15 protein-coding genes and 1 pseudogene are annotated in these 18,816 nt (G+C 71.6%); 11 read left to right on the top strand and 5 right to left on the bottom strand.

Going from position 1 to position 18,816, the window contains the following annotated elements:
- Positions 1-19: 19 nt before the first annotated feature.
- Positions 20-2,803 carry a BTAD domain-containing putative transcriptional regulator gene (locus tag AB0E62_RS23285; protein WP_362196896.1) on the bottom strand — a complete coding sequence of 928 codons (2,784 nt, stop codon included), beginning with the start codon at positions 2,801-2,803 and terminating at the stop codon, positions 20-22.
- 134 nt (positions 2,804-2,937) lie between these two features.
- Here AB0E62_RS23285 and AB0E62_RS23280 point away from each other — a divergent pair, with 134 nt between their 5' ends.
- Entirely contained in the window at positions 2,938-3,174 is a 237-nt protein-coding gene (locus tag AB0E62_RS23280; RefSeq protein WP_362196893.1) for a hypothetical protein, read from the top strand.
- Positions 3,175-3,845: 671 nt separating this feature from the next.
- Here the strand turns inward: AB0E62_RS23280 and AB0E62_RS23275 are convergent.
- The gene (locus tag AB0E62_RS23275; RefSeq protein WP_362196890.1) at positions 3,846-4,562 is read right to left on the bottom strand and encodes a TetR-like C-terminal domain-containing protein; all 717 of its coding nucleotides are present in this window, start codon (positions 4,560-4,562) and stop codon (positions 3,846-3,848) included.
- Between the two features lie 167 nt (positions 4,563-4,729).
- Between AB0E62_RS23275 and AB0E62_RS23270 the strand changes: the two genes are divergently transcribed.
- Positions 4,730-5,680 (top strand): NAD-dependent epimerase/dehydratase family protein, encoded by a 951-nt coding sequence (locus tag AB0E62_RS23270; RefSeq protein WP_362196887.1) that lies wholly within the window; start codon positions 4,730-4,732, stop codon positions 5,678-5,680.
- A gap of 423 nt (positions 5,681-6,103) precedes the next feature.
- On the opposite strand, the gene AB0E62_RS23265 is transcribed toward AB0E62_RS23270, so the two are convergent.
- Positions 6,104-6,436: a DUF3140 domain-containing protein gene (locus tag AB0E62_RS23265; protein ID WP_362196884.1), complete on the bottom strand. Its 333-nt coding sequence runs from the start codon at positions 6,434-6,436 to the stop codon at positions 6,104-6,106.
- Positions 6,437-6,533: 97 nt separating this feature from the next.
- Here AB0E62_RS23265 and AB0E62_RS23260 point away from each other — a divergent pair.
- The 4 genes and pseudogenes from AB0E62_RS23260 to AB0E62_RS23245 all read left to right on the top strand — a co-directional run.
- Positions 6,534-6,638 (top strand): annotated as a pseudogene (locus tag AB0E62_RS23260) (plasmid stabilization protein); the annotation flags it as partial.
- Between the two features lie 288 nt (positions 6,639-6,926).
- Positions 6,927-8,102 carry a PP2C family protein-serine/threonine phosphatase gene (locus AB0E62_RS23255; protein WP_362196881.1) on the top strand — a complete coding sequence of 392 codons (1,176 nt, stop codon included), beginning with the start codon at positions 6,927-6,929 and terminating at the stop codon, positions 8,100-8,102.
- 147 nt (positions 8,103-8,249) lie between these two features.
- Complete coding sequence (locus AB0E62_RS23250; RefSeq protein ID WP_362196878.1) at positions 8,250-10,094, top strand: thiamine pyrophosphate-requiring protein; 1,845 nt, start codon at positions 8,250-8,252, stop codon at positions 10,092-10,094.
- Positions 10,095-10,193: 99 nt separating this feature from the next.
- Positions 10,194-11,969 (top strand): glycoside hydrolase family 15 protein, encoded by a 1,776-nt coding sequence (locus AB0E62_RS23245; RefSeq protein WP_362196875.1) that lies wholly within the window; start codon positions 10,194-10,196, stop codon positions 11,967-11,969.
- Between the two features lie 65 nt (positions 11,970-12,034).
- Here the strand turns inward: AB0E62_RS23245 and AB0E62_RS23240 are convergent, their stop codons facing one another.
- Positions 12,035-13,006, bottom strand: a complete 972-nt coding sequence (locus AB0E62_RS23240) for a hypothetical protein (RefSeq protein WP_362196872.1) — start codon at positions 13,004-13,006, stop codon at positions 12,035-12,037.
- Positions 13,007-13,201: 195 nt separating this feature from the next.
- Here AB0E62_RS23240 and AB0E62_RS23235 point away from each other — a divergent pair, with 195 nt between their 5' ends.
- The 5 genes from AB0E62_RS23235 to AB0E62_RS23215 all read left to right on the top strand — a co-directional run bounded on the left by AB0E62_RS23235 (position 13,202) and on the right by AB0E62_RS23215 (position 17,413).
- Positions 13,202-14,296, top strand: a complete 1,095-nt coding sequence (locus AB0E62_RS23235; RefSeq protein ID WP_362196869.1) for an alpha/beta hydrolase-fold protein — start codon at positions 13,202-13,204, stop codon at positions 14,294-14,296.
- Between the two features lie 40 nt (positions 14,297-14,336).
- Complete coding sequence (locus AB0E62_RS23230; protein WP_362196866.1) at positions 14,337-15,179, top strand: hypothetical protein; 843 nt, start codon at positions 14,337-14,339, stop codon at positions 15,177-15,179.
- 104 nt (positions 15,180-15,283) lie between these two features.
- Positions 15,284-16,399: a hypothetical protein gene (locus AB0E62_RS23225; RefSeq protein WP_362196863.1), complete on the top strand. Its 1,116-nt coding sequence runs from the start codon at positions 15,284-15,286 to the stop codon at positions 16,397-16,399.
- Positions 16,400-16,475: 76 nt separating this feature from the next.
- Positions 16,476-16,862 carry a hypothetical protein gene (locus AB0E62_RS23220; RefSeq protein WP_362196860.1) on the top strand — a complete coding sequence of 129 codons (387 nt, stop codon included), beginning with the start codon at positions 16,476-16,478 and terminating at the stop codon, positions 16,860-16,862.
- A 410-nt stretch (positions 16,863-17,272) separates the two neighbouring features.
- Positions 17,273-17,413, top strand: a complete 141-nt coding sequence (locus tag AB0E62_RS23215; protein ID WP_362196857.1) for a hypothetical protein — start codon at positions 17,273-17,275, stop codon at positions 17,411-17,413.
- 128 nt (positions 17,414-17,541) lie between these two features.
- On the opposite strand, the gene AB0E62_RS23210 is transcribed toward AB0E62_RS23215, so the two are convergent.
- A complete protein-coding gene (locus AB0E62_RS23210) occupies positions 17,542-18,291 on the bottom strand; it encodes a hypothetical protein (RefSeq protein ID WP_362196854.1) in 750 nt (249 codons plus the stop codon).
- Positions 18,292-18,816: the final 525 nt, after the last annotated feature.

Here is an 18,816-nt window from a genome sequence, read left to right as displayed (position 1 = left end):
GGACGGACCGGGCGTCCGGTCAGCCGGCGAGGTCGTCGAGGTGTCGCCGGACGCGTTCGGCGTCCGGCTCCCGGCCGTGTTGCCGGTACAGCTCCTGCGCCTCCCGCCAGACGGCGCGGGCCCGTTCGTCGTCGCCGAGGGCGGTGTAGGGGTGGCCGAGGCGGTCGAGGGTGTCGGCGTACTGGCTGGTGTTGCCGAGGGCGCGGTACAGGGCGAGGGCTTGCCGGTAGCGGCGGACGGCCTGGCGGTGGCGGCCGGTGTGGCAGTCGATGTAGCCCAGACTGTCCAGGACATCCGCCTTCCCGTTGGGATCGTGGTGCCGGTCGTGCAGGGCGAGGGCCTGCCCGCAGTGCTCGCGGGCGGTGTCGTAGTCCCCGAGGAGGGCCGCGAACCAGCCCGCGGCGTTGAGCGTGACGGCTTCCCATACCGTCTGGCCGAGGTCTTGGAACAGGTCCCGGGCGTGCCGGGAATGCTCCAGGGACCGGCGGCTGTCCCCCCGCCGCTCCCACGCCCGCGCGAGGGCGTGGTGGTTGTGTGCCTGCTGCGTGGCGTCGTGGTGGTCTTCGGCCAGGGCGAGGGCACGGTGCAGGTGCCGCATGGCCTGCTCGTGCTGCCCCAGTACGGCGTGGGCGCTGCCGAGCCGCCGGTGGGCGAGGATGCGGGCGGCCGCCGGCAGGTGAGCGGCGGCGGCGACGGCGGCCCGCCACACCGCCAGCTCCGCATGGCGGTGTCCGCGCCGCCGGTGGAAGGCGGTCAGGGTCCAGGCCAGGTGCCACACGGCCTGGTGGCGGTGGTGTCCGGCGGCGGCCTGCTGGGCGGCCAGCAGGTGAGGGTGGTGGGTGTCCATCCAGGCCAGCGCCGCGGGGTGGTCCGGCAGCGGCTGAGGGTGGGTGCCGGTCAGGAGCGGGTCGAGCGCGATGGGGGCCCGGTGGGGATTGAGGAAGCCGTCGGCGGTGTGTGCGGTGTGCCGGTAGAAGTCCACCCCGCGCTCCAGTGCGGCCCGCCGCACCGGCGCGGTCAGGCTGTGGTGGGCGTAGGTGGTGGCGAAGGCGCGCACGAGGTCGTGCATGGCGTACCGCTCGCCGTGGTGGGAGTCGAGGAGACAGGCGTCGGCGAGTCCGCGCAGCACGGCGCGGGTCTCGCGCACCGGCAGCCCGGTGAGGCAGGCGGCGGCGGGCAGGCCGGTGTCCGGGCCGGGAGCGATGCCCAGCAACGCGAACACGGTGCGCTGCCGCTCGGTGAGCCGGCGCAGGGACCAGGACACCACGGAGGGCAGGCTCGCGGTCGGGTCGTCGGCGTCGAGGGCGTCCAGCACGGACGTACGCAACTCGGCGACCGCGTCGACCGGCCGCAGGCGGTACCGGATGCGGGCGGTGATCAGGCCGAGGGCGAGCGGGAATCCCCCGCACAGCGCCATGAGTTCGGCCACCGCGTGCTCGTCGGCGGCGACGCGGTCCGCACCGAGGGCCGCGACGAGCAGGGCGTGTGCCTCGGCGTCGGTGAACATGCCCAGGGACAGGGGCCGGGCGCCGTGCCGGGCGATCAGTCCGGGGAGCCGGTGGCGGCTGGTGACCAGGACGGTGCAGGAGGCGGTGCCGGGCAGCAGCGGTACGACCTGCTCGGCGGTCGCGGCGTTGTCCAGTACGACCAGCATCCGTTTGCCTGCCACCAGGCTCCGGTACAGCGCGGCCTGGGCGTCCGGATCGTGGGGGAAGCGGTCGGCGGGGACCCCCAGAGCGCCGAGGAAGCCGCGCAACGCCGTCGCGGGGTCCATCGGCTGGGTGTCCGGGCTGAAGCCGTGCAGGTCGACGAAGAGTTGCCCGTCGGGAAACCGGTCGAGGTGGCGGTGGGCCCAGGCGAGGGCCAGCCATGTCTTGCCGATGCCGCCGGTGCCGCCGATCGCGGTGATCAGCATGGTGTCCCGCTGGTCCGCCGCGGCGGTCAGCGCCGCCAGGTGTTCGCCGCGACCGGTGAACCACTGCGGCGGGGCGGGGAGTTGACGGGGCACCGCCGGCGCCCTCGCCGTGACCGTGGCGGCGGTGCCGTCCGTCGGGACGAGAGCGGGATCGGCGGTGAGGATGCGCTGGTGCAGCTCCTGCAACGCCGGGCCGGGATCGACGCCCAGGTCACCCAGCAGACGCTGCCGGGTGTGCTGGTAGCGGACCAGGGCGTCGGCCTGCCGGCCGGAGCGGTACAGCGCCAGCATCACCTGCCCGGCCAGGCGCTCGTCCAGTGGCTCGGCATCGGCCCGTGTGGTCAGTTCCGGCAGCACCTGCCGGTGCCGGCCGCAGGCCAGCGCCCAGTCGATCCGCTCGCCTTCGGCCGCGGCGCGTTCCCGGCGCAATCGCTCCCGCACCGCCTGCGCCCAGGGGGTGTCCAGTTCCGCCAGCGGTTCCCCCCGCCAGAGCGTCAAGGCGTCCCCGACCAGGGAAAGGGCGCGGCGTGGCTCACGTGCGTCCCGTGACTGGGCGAGCAGTCGGCGAAAGAGGTGCAGATCGACACGGTGGGCATCCGCGACCAGCACGTACCCGCTCTCCTGCCGGGCGATCGTCATTCCCGTCGGGGTGAGCGCCCGGCGGAGGTGGGACAGATACACCCGCAGTGCCGAGCGCACCTTGTCCGGCGGCCGCTCGCCCCACACCCGGTCGATCACGCTGTCCACCGGCACCACGCGGTTGGCCTCGGCCGCCAGTACCGCGAGGACGGCACGCCGGCGAGCGTGCCCCACGGGCTGTGGCCGGTCCCCCAGCCACAGCTCCAGCCCCCCGAGAATCGCTATGCCGACGCGGCCCGCTGCCTCCATCGAACCCCCTCTCCTCCTGGATACCGGCTGTGAGCAGGGGGCACAACGACGATTTAACGCTCTCTTCGCACGCTGCCACGACGCTGGACGACGTCACATCGCGCACCATCCGACATCGATCTCACAGGAGCGTCATGCGTACTCGTACGTTGTTCGCCGGCCTCGCGATGGGAGCCGCCCTGCTGGCCGGCGGTTCGTTCACCACCGCCGCGCACGCGTCGCCCTCGACCGCCGACTCGTGGATCTACGTGGGCACTTACAGCAGCCTCTCGGCCTGTCAGGCCGACGGAAGGTCCTCCGTCTACGCCGACTGGGACTGCAAGAAGTCCGCCACCGGCAAGTGGCAGCTCTGGGTGGACGACGAGTCCTGAGTCGCGTGCCGGCCGCGACGCGGGCGCGTGAGCCCGCGTCGCGGCCGGCTGCCGAGCGCTCCGGCGTCTGCTGGACACCGTTCGGTGCCGCCCGTGCGAATGTGCTGGAGGCCTCCCCGCCGCCGTAGAGTTCGGGCGCCATGATCAACCACTTGGAGGAGGCCACCCGACATGCGGGCAGGCAACGCGATGACCAGTGCCGTGGCTGCGCTGCTGGTCGTCGGCATCGGCACGGGAGCGACAGCGTGCGCGAGCGGTCCGGGGACGAACTCCCCCGCGCCGAGCTCGTCGCCGGGCACGCCGAAGGGCAAGCCCTCGCCGTCCGGGCGGACGGCGGCTCGTCAGACAGTGAAGGAGAGCCCTTCGCCAAGCCCGGCGAGCGCCTCTCCGGCCCCCTCCTCAGCGCGGCCCGCCCCGTCCGGTCCCTCCACCCCGGAGCGCGGGGCTTCCTCGTCCGGAGGCAGCCCTACGGAGTGGCCGGAGGACGCCACGGCGGAGGAACTCCGTACCATGCGACCGGGCGTGGACCGGCCGAAGTCCTCGGGTGAGACTCAATGCGACTGGTTGCGTGAGCAGGGCATGGCGTGCTGACTCCTACGTGACACCACCGGCCGCGTTCCCCGGGATCCGCGACGGCACCGCGCGCCTGCGCCGCCTGCCGTGGACCGAGTTCAGCTCTCGGTCTCGGTCTCGGTCTCGCCCAAAGGCACCACGAGCCCGACGCTCTCAGCCGCCACGGCGACGGCGAAGTCGAAGAACGCGGACTGGTCCCGGACGCTGTCGTGGGTGCGGCTGAAGACCTGGAACACCAGGAGCCCGATCAGAGTGCTCCACAGCACGATGCCACGCTCGATGACGTCGGAAAACGGAGCCTCGGGCACACCGCCGAAGAGGTGCACGGCGTCCGGCAGGAGCAGTGGCGGACCCGGCACCGTCCGCCGGGGCGGGCTCAGTTCACCGGCCTCCAGCGCCGAACGCACGATGCCGGCCAGCACCGCGGGGGTGCGGGAGGCAGGCAGGACGGTGTCCTGCGGGGCGTGGTAGTCCGGAACGGGCGAGCCGTAGATCAGCGTGAACTCGGCGGGGTTGTCGAAGGACCACTGCCGCAGAGCGCGGGTGGCCGCGAGAAGTCGTGCGCCCGCCGGGGAGCCCGCGGCACTGGCGGCCTGATCGGCCCGCTCCATCGCGGCACCGGAGTCGTTGTAGGCGTCGATGATCAGCGTGGTCAGCAGATCGTCCCGATGCGGGAAGACGGCCTCCACGTCGGTGACGGCGAGGCCGCTGCCGGAGGCAACGGCCTCCAGGGTCAGCCCTCCGGCGCCCAGTTCGATCAGCAGTTGGCGTGCGGCGGCCTTGATGCCGGCGGCACTCGTTCGGGAATCGCCCATGATCGAACCGTACCCGCCCTCGTCCGGTCCCGGGCAACGCATCGCGATATTGCGGCACTTCGGCACTTTCACCCGGCGGCACGCTGCCCGCGGGCCATGACGGTGTCCTGGCCCGCAGAGGGTGAAGCGGCGCCGCAACGGCCGTCGATCGCGCTAGTGTTCACGACGTGAGCCTTTCGATCGTTCTAGGTTTCGGGCCCGCCGGGGCCGCCACCGCACGACTGCTGGCCGATCAGGGGCATTCGGTACGGGTCGTCACCCGGTCGGGCCGACGGCTGGAGCCCGGAATTCCCGGTATCGAGCACGTCGCGCTGGACGCGAGGGACAGCGAGGAACTGACCGAAGCCGCGCGGGGCGCGGACGCGATCTACAGCTGTGCCGCACCGCCCTACCACCGGTGGGCGAGTGACTGGCCACCACTGGCCTCGTCGGTCTGTGCGGCGGCCGAGGCGACCGGGGCGGTCCTGGTCATGCTGGGCAACCTCTACGGATACGGGCCGGTGGACGGTCCCATGACCGAGGAGCTGCCGCTCGCGGCGACCGGCACCAAGGGGCGGATACGCGCCGGCGTCTGGGAGCAGGCGCGAAAGCTGCACGAGCAAGGTCGCATCAGGGCGGTCGAAGTGAGGGCTTCGGACTTCTTCGGACCCGGGGTGACCGACGGCGGGCACCTGGCCGCGCGGGTCATGCCACGACTGTTGCGCGGCAAGCCGGTCTCCACGCTCGGGGATCCGGACGCCCCGCACAGCTGGAGCTACGTCCCGGATGTGGCCGGGGCCCTGGTCGAGGTCGCGGGCGAGGAACGGGCCTGGGGGCGGGCCTGGCACGTCCCCACCCAGCCCGCGCTGTCCCCCCGGGAGATGATCGGCCGACTTGCCGCTCAGGCGGGAACGGGACCGGTCGCAGTGCGCGGGCTGCCGTCGGCCGTGCTGGCAGTCGCAGGGTGTTTCCTCCCGCTCATCCGCGAACTCAAGGAAGTCCGTTACCAGTTCGACCGTCCGTTCGTAGTCGATTCGCGCGCTTACGAAGCCGAGTTCGCTCTGCGGTCCACCCCCGTCGATGAGCAGGTCAAGGTGACGGTGGACTGGTGGCGCGAGCGTCTGACGGCTCGTGCATGACACCCCTCGGTGAGCACGGCGCTCACCGAGGGCGGTTACCGCGCGCTCAGCACCCAGCGGAACCGGATCCGCGTTCCTGGAGGATCACCGCACGCTCGCGGTGCCGGCCAGGACGAACAGGTCCGGGGTGACACCAGCGGTCTGGTGAGACGGTCCGCCGAGACATCGGCCTGCCAGGCGCGGAGGTCCTTCGGTCCGGGACATCCGCGAGCGACCCGGCCCTGAGCCCGGCCGCGCACCCCGGCCCTCCGCCCGTCCACGACGGCGGCAGTGCGCCTTGTCCGCGTTGACCGACGGACACTATCGGGACAGCGCCCTGGTCACCCCGCGTCAGCGGCTGCCCCAGGCCCGCCCCACGGACGCCTCGCTCCTCACCGCTCGAACGGCCCTCACGACGGCTCCCCCGCGCGGCCACCGGCCCGGTCACCTCAGAGGATCGTGGCCCCAGTTCATCAGCGAATGCCGCCATCGCGTGTCCCGGACATCACCCGAGGGCCGCTGGGCGAGGTGCCGTCGGACATAACCGGTCACCTTCCGCATGTGCTGGTAGTCGTCGTCCGAAAGGTCGTCCTTCTTCGTCCGCAGTATCTCCACGATGCGGCGGCCGGAGGCATGCCCCGTGGACTCTCCACCGTCCTTGTGCTGTCCGGCGCTCTGCGACTCCTGCGAGGCCAGCCACTTCTCCAGTTCGGCCGGCGTCATGTTCACCAGGTCGCGGAACGCGTCCGAGATTTCCTTCCGCTCGTCGTCCTGCATACGGCACCGCTCCTCTCTTCTCGCGGCACGGCGGACCCCTGCCTCGCTCATTCAGCATGTGGGCAGCGCGTCCGTGTCGCAGTCCGGGGAAACCGTCCGAACGGCGAACAAGGAGCGCGCCCGCTCCGGAGGGGCGAAATCCTCCAGCAGCGGCTCGGTGCAGGGAGAGTCGCCGTCCCGGCGCGGCGGGGAGAGGTCCGGCGGCTCCGGAACGGTGGTTCGGACCCCACCCTCGGACCCCAGCCTCGTACCCCACCCTCGGACCCCGCCCGCGGCCCGCCGGGGTCGGTGCTGCCGGTCCTGGGCTCGGGCACATCGTCCAGGCGGATGTCCCCCACCCCCTTGCCGCACGACGGCCTCCGTCCCTGCCCTGCGTCCAGTCGGTCCGGGCGGGCCGGCCGTCCGCCCGACCCCGTACCCCGGGTGACGCGGCGCTTCGTGAGGCCCGACGTTTTCGGGAAAGAAGTGCTGGGGACCCAAGGAGGCTGATGTGACGGACCACCGGTTCGGGCTGGACGAGGTTCTCGCGGCGGCGGAGGAAGCCGCGCCCGTGGAGTCGATCGACGTGGTCGCACGCAACCTGCGTGACCGGTTCGGCGCCACGGATGTGTCCTTCCTCTTCCTGGCCCTGGCCGGGCAGGAACTGGTCCGGCTGACCGGCACGGACGCGTTGGAGGCCGGGGAGAAGGCCGACCGGGTCACCTTGGACGGCAGCGTCCATGACGAGGTGCTGCGCACCCAGAGACCGGTGGTGACACCCGACGAGGAGGGCGAGCGGGTGATCGCGCCGGTCACCAACCGCGGTGACGTGATCGGTGTCCTGGAGCTGACCCTGCCCCGGGCAGGTGAGGGCGTACTGGAGCAGATCGCGCAGGCCGCGCACGCACTGGCGTACATCATCGTCACCGACCGCCGTTTCACCGACCTCTACCACTGCGGCCGGCGGACGACGCCGGTCAGTCTGGCCGCCGAGATCCAGTACCAGCTCCTGCCCACCGCGTCCTGCTGCGAGGCCGACCAGTTCACCCTGGCGTGTGCCCTGGCCCCCGCCGACGACATCGGCGGTGACACCTACGACTACGCCCTCGACCGCGACACCCTGCACGTGTCCGTCACGGACGCCATGGGTCACAACGTGGACTCGGCCCTGCTGGCCACGATCGCGGTCAACGCTTCCCGCGGTGCCCGGCGCGCCGGCTGCGACCTGGCCGAACAGGCACGCCAGACCGGCCAGGCCATGCTCGACCACGGCCGGAGTGCCTGGGCCACCGGCCAGCTGCTGCGCATCGCCCTGGACGGCAGCGGTGCCCAGCTGGTCAACGCCGGCCACCCCTGGCCGATACGGCTGCGTGACGGCACCGTCGAAGAGATACCCCTGCGGGTCGATCTCCCCTTCGGGGTACCCACGCCCGCGCCCTACCGGGTCCAGAGCCTCGACCTGCGCCCCGGTGACCGGCTCCTGCTGTACACCGACGGGGTCCAGGAACGCGCCGCCAAGGTCGTCGACCTTCCCGCGCTCCTGCTCGACACGCGCGGTCTGCACCCGCGGGAGACAGTGCGCGCCGTGGTCGGCGCCGTCATCGAGGCGTGCGAGGACGGCCTCCGGGACGACGCCACGGTCCTGTGCCTGGACTGGCACGGCCCCCGGTCCCGCAGGAACCTCTGAAGCTCGAGGCGAACCGCCCGGAGCGGGTGTTTCCCCTCGCACACGGCCGGTTACCCATGCACTGATCTGTCGCACAGGGTCCTCATGACGCACGGGCCGGCCCGCCCGGACATCGCCGCAGCAGACGCGATGAGGAATGGAGTGTCCATGGCCAGTACGAAGGTGTCCGATCACATCCTCCAGAGGCTGCGCGAGTGGGACGTCGACCATGTCTTCGCCTACGCCGGCGACGGCATCAACGGCCTGCTGGCGGCCTGGGGGCGGGCGGCGAACAAGCCGAAGTTCGTCCAGGCCAGGCACGAGGAGATGGCCGCCTTCCAGGCCGTCGGGTACGCCAAGTTCTCCGGCAAGGTGGGCGTGTGCGCCGCCACTTCCGGACCGGGCGCGATCCACCTGCTGAACGGGCTCTACGACGCGAAGCTTGACCACGTGCCGGTGGTGGCGCTGGTCGGACAGACGAACCGCAGTGCCATGGGCGGCTCGTACCAGCAGGAGGTGGACCTGGCCGGCCTGTACAAGGACGTCGCCTCGGAGTTCTGCGAGACGGCGATGGTGCCGGAGCAGCTGCCGAACCTGATCGACCGGGCCTTCCGCACCGCGTACGCCAAGCGCACGGTCACGGCGATCATCCTGCCGGCCGACGTGCAGGAGCTGGACTACTCCCCGCCCACGCACGCCTTCAAGATGGTGCCCTCCAGCCTCGGCCTGGGCCGGTACGCGCCGGTGCCCGCCGACGAGGAGATCGAGCGGGCCGCGGAGGTGCTGAACGCGGGCGAGAAGGTCGCCGTCCTGATCGGGCAGGGAGCGCGCGGGGCGAGGGCCGAGGTCGAGCAGCTGGCGGACCTGCTGGGCGCCGGCGTGGCCAAGGCGCTGCTCGGCAAGGACGTGCTCCCGGACGACCTGCCCTACGTCACGGGCTCGATCGGCCTGCTGGGCACCCGTCCCTCGTACGAGCTGATGCAGGAGTGCGACACCCTGCTGATGATCGGCTCCAGTTTCCCGTACACCCAGTTCATGCCGGACCTGGAGCAGGCACGCGCGGTGCAGATCGACATCGATCCGCACATGATCGGCCTGCGCTACCCCTTCGAGGTGAACCTCGTCGGCGACTCCCGCGAGACCCTTCGGCGGCTGCTGCCGCGCCTGCGCCGCAAGAAGAACCGCAAGTGGCGCGAGGGCATCGAGAAGAACGTCGCCCGCTGGTGGGAGGTCATGCAGCGGCGCGCCGCCGTGGAGGCGGACCCGGTCAACCCCGAGTACGTGGTGCACGCCCTGGACGGCAAGCTGCCCGAGGACGTCATCGTCACCTCCGACTCCGGCTCCGCCGCCAACTGGTACGCACGGCACCTGCGTTTCCGCGGCCGGATGCGCGGCTCGCTGTCCGGCACGCTGGCCACCATGGGCCCCGGTGTGCCGTATGCCATCGGCGCCAAGTTCGCTCATCCCGACCGGCCGGCGATCGCCCTGGTCGGTGACGGTGCCATGCAGATGAACGGCATGATGGAGATGGTCACCGCCGCCAAGTACCACCGGGAGTGGTCCGACCCGCGGCTGATCGTCGCCGTGCTCAACAACCGTGACCTCAACCAGGTCACCTGGGAGATGCGGGCCATGTCCGGCGCGCCGCAGTTCGAGGAGTCACAGCACCTTCCCGACCTGCCGTACGCGGAGATCGCCCAGCGCATCGGCCTGGACGGGGTGCGGGTGGAGAAACCCGAGGATGTGGAGGCCGCCTGGGACCGGGCCCTGGCCGCCGACCGGCCCTTCGTCATCGACTTCCGCACCGACCCGGCCGTGCCGCCCGTCCCGCCGCACGCCTCCCTGGACCAGATCGAGGCCGCCGCGTCCGCGGTCCTGCACGGCGACAGCGACCGCGGCTCCATGATCAAGCAGGGGCTGAAGGCCAAGGTGCAGGAGATGCTGCCCGGCAGCCGGCACCGCGCCGGCCGTCCGGGCGCCGGCCCGCACGACAGCACCGAAGGGAACAGGTGACGCGGACGGGTACCGGACCGGGCGTTCCGCGACGGCCCGCCGTGGAACGCCCGGCTTCTCGCCCGTGACCTCCTGGCCGTACCGCACCGGACGAAGGGCATGACCGACCGCATGGACGAAGCCGTCGACAGTCCGTGGGTGCTGCGCGACTACGCCCTGATCGCCGACGGAGAGCGTGGCGCCCTCATCGACCCCCGTGGCGGGATCGCCTGGCTGTGCGCGCCCGCCTGGCACAGCGGTGCCGTCTTCTCCGGACTGCTCGGCGGCCCGGGTCACTACCGCGTCCGCCCCGCGGACCCGTGGCACGTGTGGGGCGGCTACTACGAGGACGGCACCCTCATCCGCGTCAGCCGGTGGGTCACCTCCGGTGGCATCATCTCGTGCCGGGAGGCCCTCGCCGTACCCGCCGAGACCGGACGCGCCGTACTGCTCCGGCAGATCCGGGCCGTACGCGGTGAGGCCGTCGTCGACGTCGGTCTGAACGTACGCGCCGAGCACGGGCGCCGGGCCATGACGGCGGTCCGCCACGAGGACGGCCTGTGGCGGGCCCACAGCGGCTCGCTGCACCTGCGGTTCGCCGGTGCGGACGGCCTCCGGCCGTGCCGGGACGGCGGACTGCGCGGAGAACTGCGCCTACCCGAGGGCGCGGCCCACGATCTCGTCCTGGAGATCGCCGCCGAGCCGCAGGACGCCCCGCTGCGCCCCCGCGCTCTCTGGGAGGCCACCCAGCGGTGGTGGAAGGCGGCCGTACCGGATTGCGCGGACACCGCGGCGCCCCGTGACACCCGGATGGCGTACGCCGTCCTCAACGGGCTGACCAGCGCCGAGGGCGGCATGGTCGCCGCGGCCACCACGTCGTTGCCCGAACGGGCCGACACCGGACGGGACTACGACTACCGCTACGCCTGGATCCGCGACCAGTGCTACGCCGGCATCGCGGTCGCCGCGCACGGCCCCCATCCTCTGCTGGACCGCGCGGTGCGCTTCGTCGCCGACCGCGTCCTGGAGGACGGCGCCGGGCTGCGTCCCGCCTACACCGTGGACGGCCGGGCGCTCCCGGCGGAGCACGCCCTGCCGCTCGTCGGCTACCCCGGCGGCGGTGACCGTGCCGGCAACCGCGCCGGCCGCCAGTTCCAGCTCGACGCCTTCGGCGAGGCACTCCAGCTGTTCGCCGCCGCCGCCCGCCACGATGCCCTGGACGAGCGGGCCGCCGCGGCGGCCCGTCTGGCCGTCGGAGCCGTCGCCGAGCGGTGGACGGAGCCGGATGCCGGGCTGTGGGAGCTGGACGAGCGCTGGTGGACGCACTCCCGCCTGTCCTGTGTCGTCGGACTGCGGGAACTGGCCCACCACATGCGCACCCGGGCCTCGGCCGACTGGTCCCGGCTGGCGGACCGCGTCCTGGACACCACCCGGGCCCGCTGCCTGCACCCCGAAGGTCACTGGCAGCGCTCCGCCGACGACGCCGGTCCGGAGGCGGCCCTCCTGCTGCCCCTGGCCCGCGGTGCCGTGCCGCCCGCCGACGCCAGTGTCCGGCTCACCCACGGGCAGGTGGTGCGGAGATTGGCGGAGGACGGGTACGTGTACCGGTTCCGCCACGGGGACGAGCCCCTGGGGGACGCGGAAGGGGCTTTCCTGCTGTGCGGCCTCATGACGGCGCTGTCCGCCCACGCGCAGGGGCACACGGCGGAGGCACTGCGCTGGTTCGAGCGGACCCGGTCCGCGTGCGGGCCGACGGGGCTGTTCGCCGAGGAGTACGACGTCGCACAGCGCCAGCTGCGCGGCAACCTGCCCCAGGCCTTCGTGCACGCCCTGCTCCTGGAATGCTCGGCCCGTTTCGGCCGGGCCCCGGGAGGAGACGCTTCCGCCGGGTGGTGAACCGGAGGTGACCTTTGCGACTTCCCGGCAGGGCGGCAACGGCAGGGCCGGCCGGGACCGGGGGGTCAGAGCCAGCCGCGCCGTGCCGCCTGGACTCCCGCCTGAAAACGGGTGGTGGCGCCCAGGCTGACGAGCAGGGCGGAGACGCGGCGCACGACGGTGCGGCGGCCCAGCCCCAGGTGTCTGGCGATCGCGTCGTCGGTGGCGCCGCTCGCCATGAGGGTGAGGATCTGGCGGTCCCGGGCGTCGATCGGTGTACCGATGCCCGCCGCCGATACCGGAACGGCGAGTTTCCACAGCGACTCGAAGGTGTGGGAGAGCGCCTGGAACAGGCCGGAGGGGCGGACCAGCAGGGAGACGAGCCCGGGGCGGTCGTCGGCGGCAAGGGTGACCACCGCGAGATCGCTGTCGCGGATCGCCAGTTTCATGGGCGGGTCGTCCAGGGTCCGTGCCTGTTCCCCGGCTTCGATCATGCGGGCCATGTTGGGCCAGGCGATGGGGTCGTCGAAGGCGGAACCGTGGTAGATGGCGCGGTAGACGACGCCGGCGGCCATGCGCTCGCGCTGCAGCGCCTCCTGCGCGAGGTAGTGGTCGGTCGTACCGGAGTACGGTGGCACGTCGATGACGCGGAGCTGGTGACGCACCGACTGCTGGAGCTGCCTGCTGACCGCCAGGACGCGTGCGGGGTCCTCGACGACTTCCAGCGCCTCGTAGTGACCGGCGTCCCTCCTGGCGGAGCGGTAGAGCCGTTCCATCTCCGTACCGGTGCGCCGCAACGCGGTGCGCACCACGTCGTCGCGCCGCAGCAGCGCCTCGACGACCTGGGTGGGTGGCACCGCTTCCCAACGGCTCCGCGCCTTCCCGGAATCAGCCGTCACGGCGATGTCCTCGGCGGCGAGTTCCTCCAGGGCCGCCCGGACGGCCGTCTCGCTCAGTCCGGTCCCGGCCGCCAACCGTGGGACGGACGTGTGCGGGTGAGCGACCAGGAACCGGTAGACCCGCCCGCGAGCGGAGTCCGGGTCGAACACGTCATGCACGAGTTCCCCCTCGTCGGACCGGGACGACGTCGGCGCGATCCCCTTGAGAGTACTGCCGGATCGGCGCAATGGCGCCAGTGGCCCGACTGCGCCACGCGTACGTATGGCGTCACGTGGAGTGATGCGATGAGATGCTCCGTGACCGGCTGACCCCCGTTCCGTTCCTTGGCGTCACGCCCACCTCGAGGACATCCGATGAGATCAGCTCTGCCCGCCCGGCTCAAGCGTGCGACAGCGGTGGCCGTCGCCCTGGCGGCGGCCCTCCTTCTTCCGGGCCCGCCGTCCGCGCACGCCGAGGCCCCGGACACACGCCCGCCGGAGATGACCGACGGCTTCGGACTGACCCGGGTCGGCACCGCCACCGGCTCCGCCACCGACTTCGTCGTCACCGTGACCACACCCGAGGTCGACGGTGAGCACCGCATCCGGATCCTGCTGCCCGCCGACTACGCCGCCCGCCCCGACAAGCGATACCCGGTGCTGTACTTCCTGCACGGCGCGTCGGACGATCCCGGCAACCCGAACCTGGCCTACCCGGCCCTCACCGCGGCCCGGACGATGATCACCGTCATCCCGGACGGAGGCCGGAGGGGCTGGTACACCAACTGGCTCGACCAGGGAACCGCCGCCGGCGCGCAGAACTGGGAGAACTTCCACATCGCTCAGGTGATCCCGTTCATCGACGCCAATCTGCGCACGCTCTCCACACGGAGGGCGCGGGCCGTCGCCGGCCTCTCGATGGGCGGTTTCGGCGCGCTGCACTACGCCCAGAGACATCCCGGCCTGTTCAGTCAGGTCGCTTCGCTTTCCGGCGCCGACGAACTCTCCCTCCGGCACGCCGTCATGCGCGCGGCCGTCGTCGCCACGCTGACGAACACCGGGGCCCCGCTCTGCGGCAGCTCGAACCCCACGTGCGGTCTCGACTTCGGGCCCGCGGTGTCCAGCGACGCCGTCTTCGGCACGCCGTATCCGGTCTTCGGCGCCGACTGGCGCTGGGACGAGGCGGATCCGGTGGCGCACATGGACGTCCTGGTCCGGGCCGGTACGGGCGTCACGTTGTACACCGGGAACGGGCAGGGCGACTCCGCCGAGCCGGAGTTCTGGGTCCAGTCGGCGTCCCAGCACGCCAGGGAACGTCTGGACCAGCTCGGGCACCCTTCCCATTACGTGGACTACGGGGACGGCTCCGGGTGGGGCGACAACTGCGACGGCAGCCATACGAGCGGTTGCTGGGCACAGGACCTCGTCGATTTCGTGCCGCGTCTCGAAGCGGCGTTCGCGTCCTCCTGACCCCCACTCCTCCGCACTCCTCCACAAACAGGGTTGACACATGATCAGACGACTGTGCGTCCTGGTGCTGAGCCTCGCGGTCCTGTGGACCGCGGGAGCCGGCGCCGCGAGGGCCGAGACGGGCAAGCGCGTCCACAACGGGATGCAGATCCTCTTCAGTCCGTCCACGCCGTTCGCCTTCTGCACCATCGGCGCGGTGGGCGACGACAAGTACGGGCACCGGATCGCCATCTCGGCCGGTCACTGCCTCGACGACCCCGACGGCACCTACGCGGACCGCGAGATCCAGGACGACGTAGCGCCCGTCTACGACCGGGCGGACCCGGGTTTCGGCCCGATCGGGCACGTGCGCTACTTCAAGGACCCCGAGGGTTCGCAGACCGGTCACATGACCAAGGACTACATGGTCATCGAGTTGGTCCCGCAGGTGACGCTCTCCTCGCAGGGCCCTTACCTGAAGCAGACCGGCGTGGTACGGGTCCCCGGCGGAACCGCCAGCCCGAACGCCCCGCAGCCCGCGCTCGACACCGAGCGGCTGCTCGCCACCGGGGACAACGAACTCGTCGTCGCGGGCCAGACGGGTGTGTGGTTCGGAACCATCATGGACAACACCGGCGGCGTCTACCGGTCGCCGGCCGCCAACCTGAGAGGTGACTCGGGCGGACCGGCCGTCTGGCATGTGCCGGGGAGCGAACTTCCCTCCCAGGAGAACGGTTTCAAGGCCGAGGGCCCCTGGGCCGGGATCACCAAAGCGATCACTTTGTCCCTCCCGCCGTTCGAATACACCAGCTCGGCCAACATCCTCGCCGACTTGCGCGCCCGGGACGCCGCCTCGCCCGCCGGAGTGTACGGCGCGGGCTTCGAGGTGACCGACAACCCGTGAGGCCGGCCGCCGGCACCGGCCGCGGACCGCGGCGAGGCGGAGAAGCCGGCGTCGGACGTCCCCGCGCGGCCGTCCGTACCGACCGCCCCGAGGAGGGGAAAGCATTGCTCAGCCACCTGCCGTCACGACGTGCCCTCACCACCGTACTCGGCCTGCTCAGCCTGACCGCCGCGCTGTTGACCGCGGCACCTCCGGCACGCGCCGCTGCCCCCGCCTACGAACTCAGCCCGCTCGTCCCGGCTGGCCCCGACCACCAGAAGAGGCTCAGGGCCGAGGTGGAGTACTGGACCCTCGGGAGGATGGCCGACGCCGGCCTCAACAACGAGGACCAGGACGCGACCGCGCCACCCGGAGGCTGGGACGACCTCAGCAGGCCGTGGCCGCGGGAGCACGGGAGCATCTCGCGCACCGCCGGCAAGATCTTCATGGAGTACACGGACGTGGAGAGCGGTGCCGTCTCGACGTCGTCGTGCTCCGGCAATGTGGTGCGCAGCGCCAACCGCAGCGTCGTCCTGACCGCCGCTCACTGCTTGCGCGTCCACACCCCGCTCGACGTGGGCTTCGGCAACGTCGTCGCCACCAACATGGTCTTCGTGCCGGGGTTCGACGGAACGAACCTGCCCCGTGACTCCTCCAGCACACGGCTCCCGGGCAAGGACATCGCCCCGTACGGGGTCTGGGGGGTGACCCGCCAGTGGATCACCCCCACCTGGAGCCAGAGCGCCGACTGGCTGCTGGGACGCGACATGGCCGCGGTCGTGGTGGCCAACCCCGACGACCCACGCCCGGTCGCCGAGGTCACCGGAAGTCAGGACGTCGCGTTCGGCCAGCCCCAGAACCGGACCCACCACGTCTTCGGTTACCCGACGATCAACGAACGCAACTACTACCGCCCCGGCAACGTGCCCGCCGCGCTCCAACGGACCTTCGACGGCCGCGGCCTCATGGTCACCCGGGGCACCACCCACAACGACCCCGTCTACTACAACGACGTGATGGCCGGCGCACAGTCGCCCGGGTGCAGCGGCGGCGCCCTGCTGCAGGACTTCGATCCCGCCACCGGTGCGGGCGTCCAGGTCGGGGTCTTCTCCCGTTACGACGACCCCGCCCAGATCATCGGCATCCTCGGCTGGGTCCAGGGCCCCAACATGAGTTCTACCCACTTCGGCACCGAGGAGCAGGCCGTCTACGACGCCGCCCAAGCGGCGGACACGGCGTAGGCCCGTCGGCACACCCCGAAGACGGGCACCACCCCGCGCAGGACCGCGCGATCGACCGGCAAGGAGGAGAAGAGGCATGGCACTGTTCAGGCGCGGGAACGACCACGACAACCGCTGGGCGGACGAGAACGGCTGGATCACCGACCGCATGAGCGACGGAACGATCTTCCGGTGGCGGGTGCGGATGGAACGCATCGGCAACATCCGCCCGGACTACAGGGAAGCCCTGGAGGCCGTGGCCCGCGAGGAGGGCTACACCTACAGGGAGTACGTAGCATGGGCCGCGAACCTGACCAACGCCCGGATGAACGACACACGGGACCGGATCAGGAACGGCCTGGCCGGCCCGCGCGAGGCCGCCCTGTACCAATGCTGGCTGGGGGTGCGCCTCGCCGTGCACGAAGTGCAGTACCGCGTGGAGGCGCGTCCGGGGAAGTTCATCTGGACCGGCGGCGGACGGTGACCGGGGTCCCGGTCGGCGGCTTCGACGCGGAAGAACGCGTCAGGAGATCGGGGATCCCTGAACGGCGTCCGGCTCGACCGCCCTGGGCGTACGCACGAACCGGCAACCCGCCGGTGTGGGGGCATCGGACGCGGCGTGAGTCGCGAGGTCGGTGGAGGCCGGGCCGTACTCGGGCTGATCGGCTCCCCGGCTTTCGAGGGCGGAGCGGAAGCGATTCAGCCGCCGCCCTCGCAGTGGCTGTCACTGCGGGCTTCCGAGCACCGGCCGGACGACGGGTCCTGAGCAAGGCGGAGGGTCCTTCTGCTGGAGCGAGCGGACGCACGGTACGGCGTAGCGTAGCCTCCAGTCGCTCCAGATCTCGAAAGCACCTGCCGCTTGGCGGCGATCTCACGCAGCGCCCGCGACGGATCGTGCTCAGCGATGTGCGTCAACTCCTGCGCGCGGACGAGATCATCCTCGTACCGGGCAAGCCGGCCAGGATCGTGCGGTCGCCGATGTGCGGCGCGCGCTGGGGCCGGGCGGTGCGGGTCGGCGAGTACCTACCCGCGTGATGATGCGCTGCCGCCGCCCGCGCGACCCGCTCCCTGGCGTCGAGCCGGCAGCGCAGCCACTGCACCAGTTCGTCCAGGGGTCCCGCTCTGCCCGGGTGGCCTGAGGGGTGGCCTCGGTGGCGGAGGGGTCAGTCTGTCCACACGGTGTAGGCTGCGCGGACTGCCTCGGCCGTTGCGGGAATGCCGGTCCACTCCTCGCGGTAACTCACCCCCGAGGGAAGGTCGTTGGGCACGTTGTCGGACGCCCCGGTTCTGCCGCCCACCACCTGGCCGTGCGCATCATAGAGAACGACCTGCTGGGTGATCCTGACGGAGACCGTGTCGTGGGTGTTGTTGGTGACCTGCGCCGACAGGTCGTACGCGTGCGGGGCTGAGGTGAGGAGGTCATCGTGGTCGCCCTCGGTCAGCTTCACCTGGCTGGTGCCGAGCGTCGGCTTGTCGATGACACGGGCATGGTCGTAGCCGGGCGTGTACAGCGACAGCTGCAGCTTGGCGGGAATTCCAGTCAGGCTGTCGGAGAAGGCGCCGCCGAACTCCCCGAAGTAGTCGAAGGTAGCACCGGCGGAGATGTCCGGCAGTATGTCCTCGCTGGAGCCAACGAGGGTGCCGGTCTTGTCGAGCGCGCGTACGACAAGGGTGACGGAGGTCTTCGAGGTGCTGGAGTTCTTCACGCGGGCCACGTACCACTCACGGGTGGCACCACTCCGGTCCTTCACGGTATGGCGCCATGCGAGACGGACGGACGCGGACGGCGAGGCCGCGGCCGATGTCTTCGGCCGGCCGGTGCCCGAACTCGTACCGATGGGCGTCTGCTCGTCGTGGCTACTGCACCCGGTGAGCGTGAGGGCCGCCATCACGGCGGCCGTGGACAGGCTCATGACGCGTCCCATGTGATGCCCCCCGGCGCGGCGTTCGCTGGCGTGATGCTCCCACCGACCCGATGAGGGGTCAAATGGATCGAGTGCGCGAGTAGTTCAGGTCCGGCGTTCTCGCTCCGCCCACCGTGGGGAGGTCCGGCGACTCCTGGCATCCGGCCGTCGTCTCTCGCTGACGCACCTGCGTTGCACCGGCTACGCACCGAACTGGCCCCGCCGGCGCCACGCTCCAGCCAGCCGTCCACTGGAACGGACCGCCAATCCCTCTGCGCCCCCTGCCGCGGCCGACCCCCTCTGCGAATCTCCGGCCTGGGCGGTCAGCACACCCGCGACGGGACAAGAAACAGCCCGCTATTCGTCGACGTGGTCATCCAGCCCGTCCCGGACCACTGACCGAAGCCCGGTCCGGCATGGTGGCCGCACGCATACCCGCCCCCAGAACTATGGTGCCCCACCACATGTGCCCGTGACCTGCACCTTCCTACCGTGTGCCGACACGTATCCGTCGTACCCGTCCCCACCGCACAC

This window comes from Streptomyces sp. NPDC038707, from assembly GCF_040636485.1.
Classification (GTDB): domain Bacteria; phylum Actinomycetota; class Actinomycetes; order Streptomycetales; family Streptomycetaceae; genus Streptomyces.
Note: the sequence above shows the minus strand (reverse complement) of the source record. Positions and strands in the feature narration are given on the sequence as shown.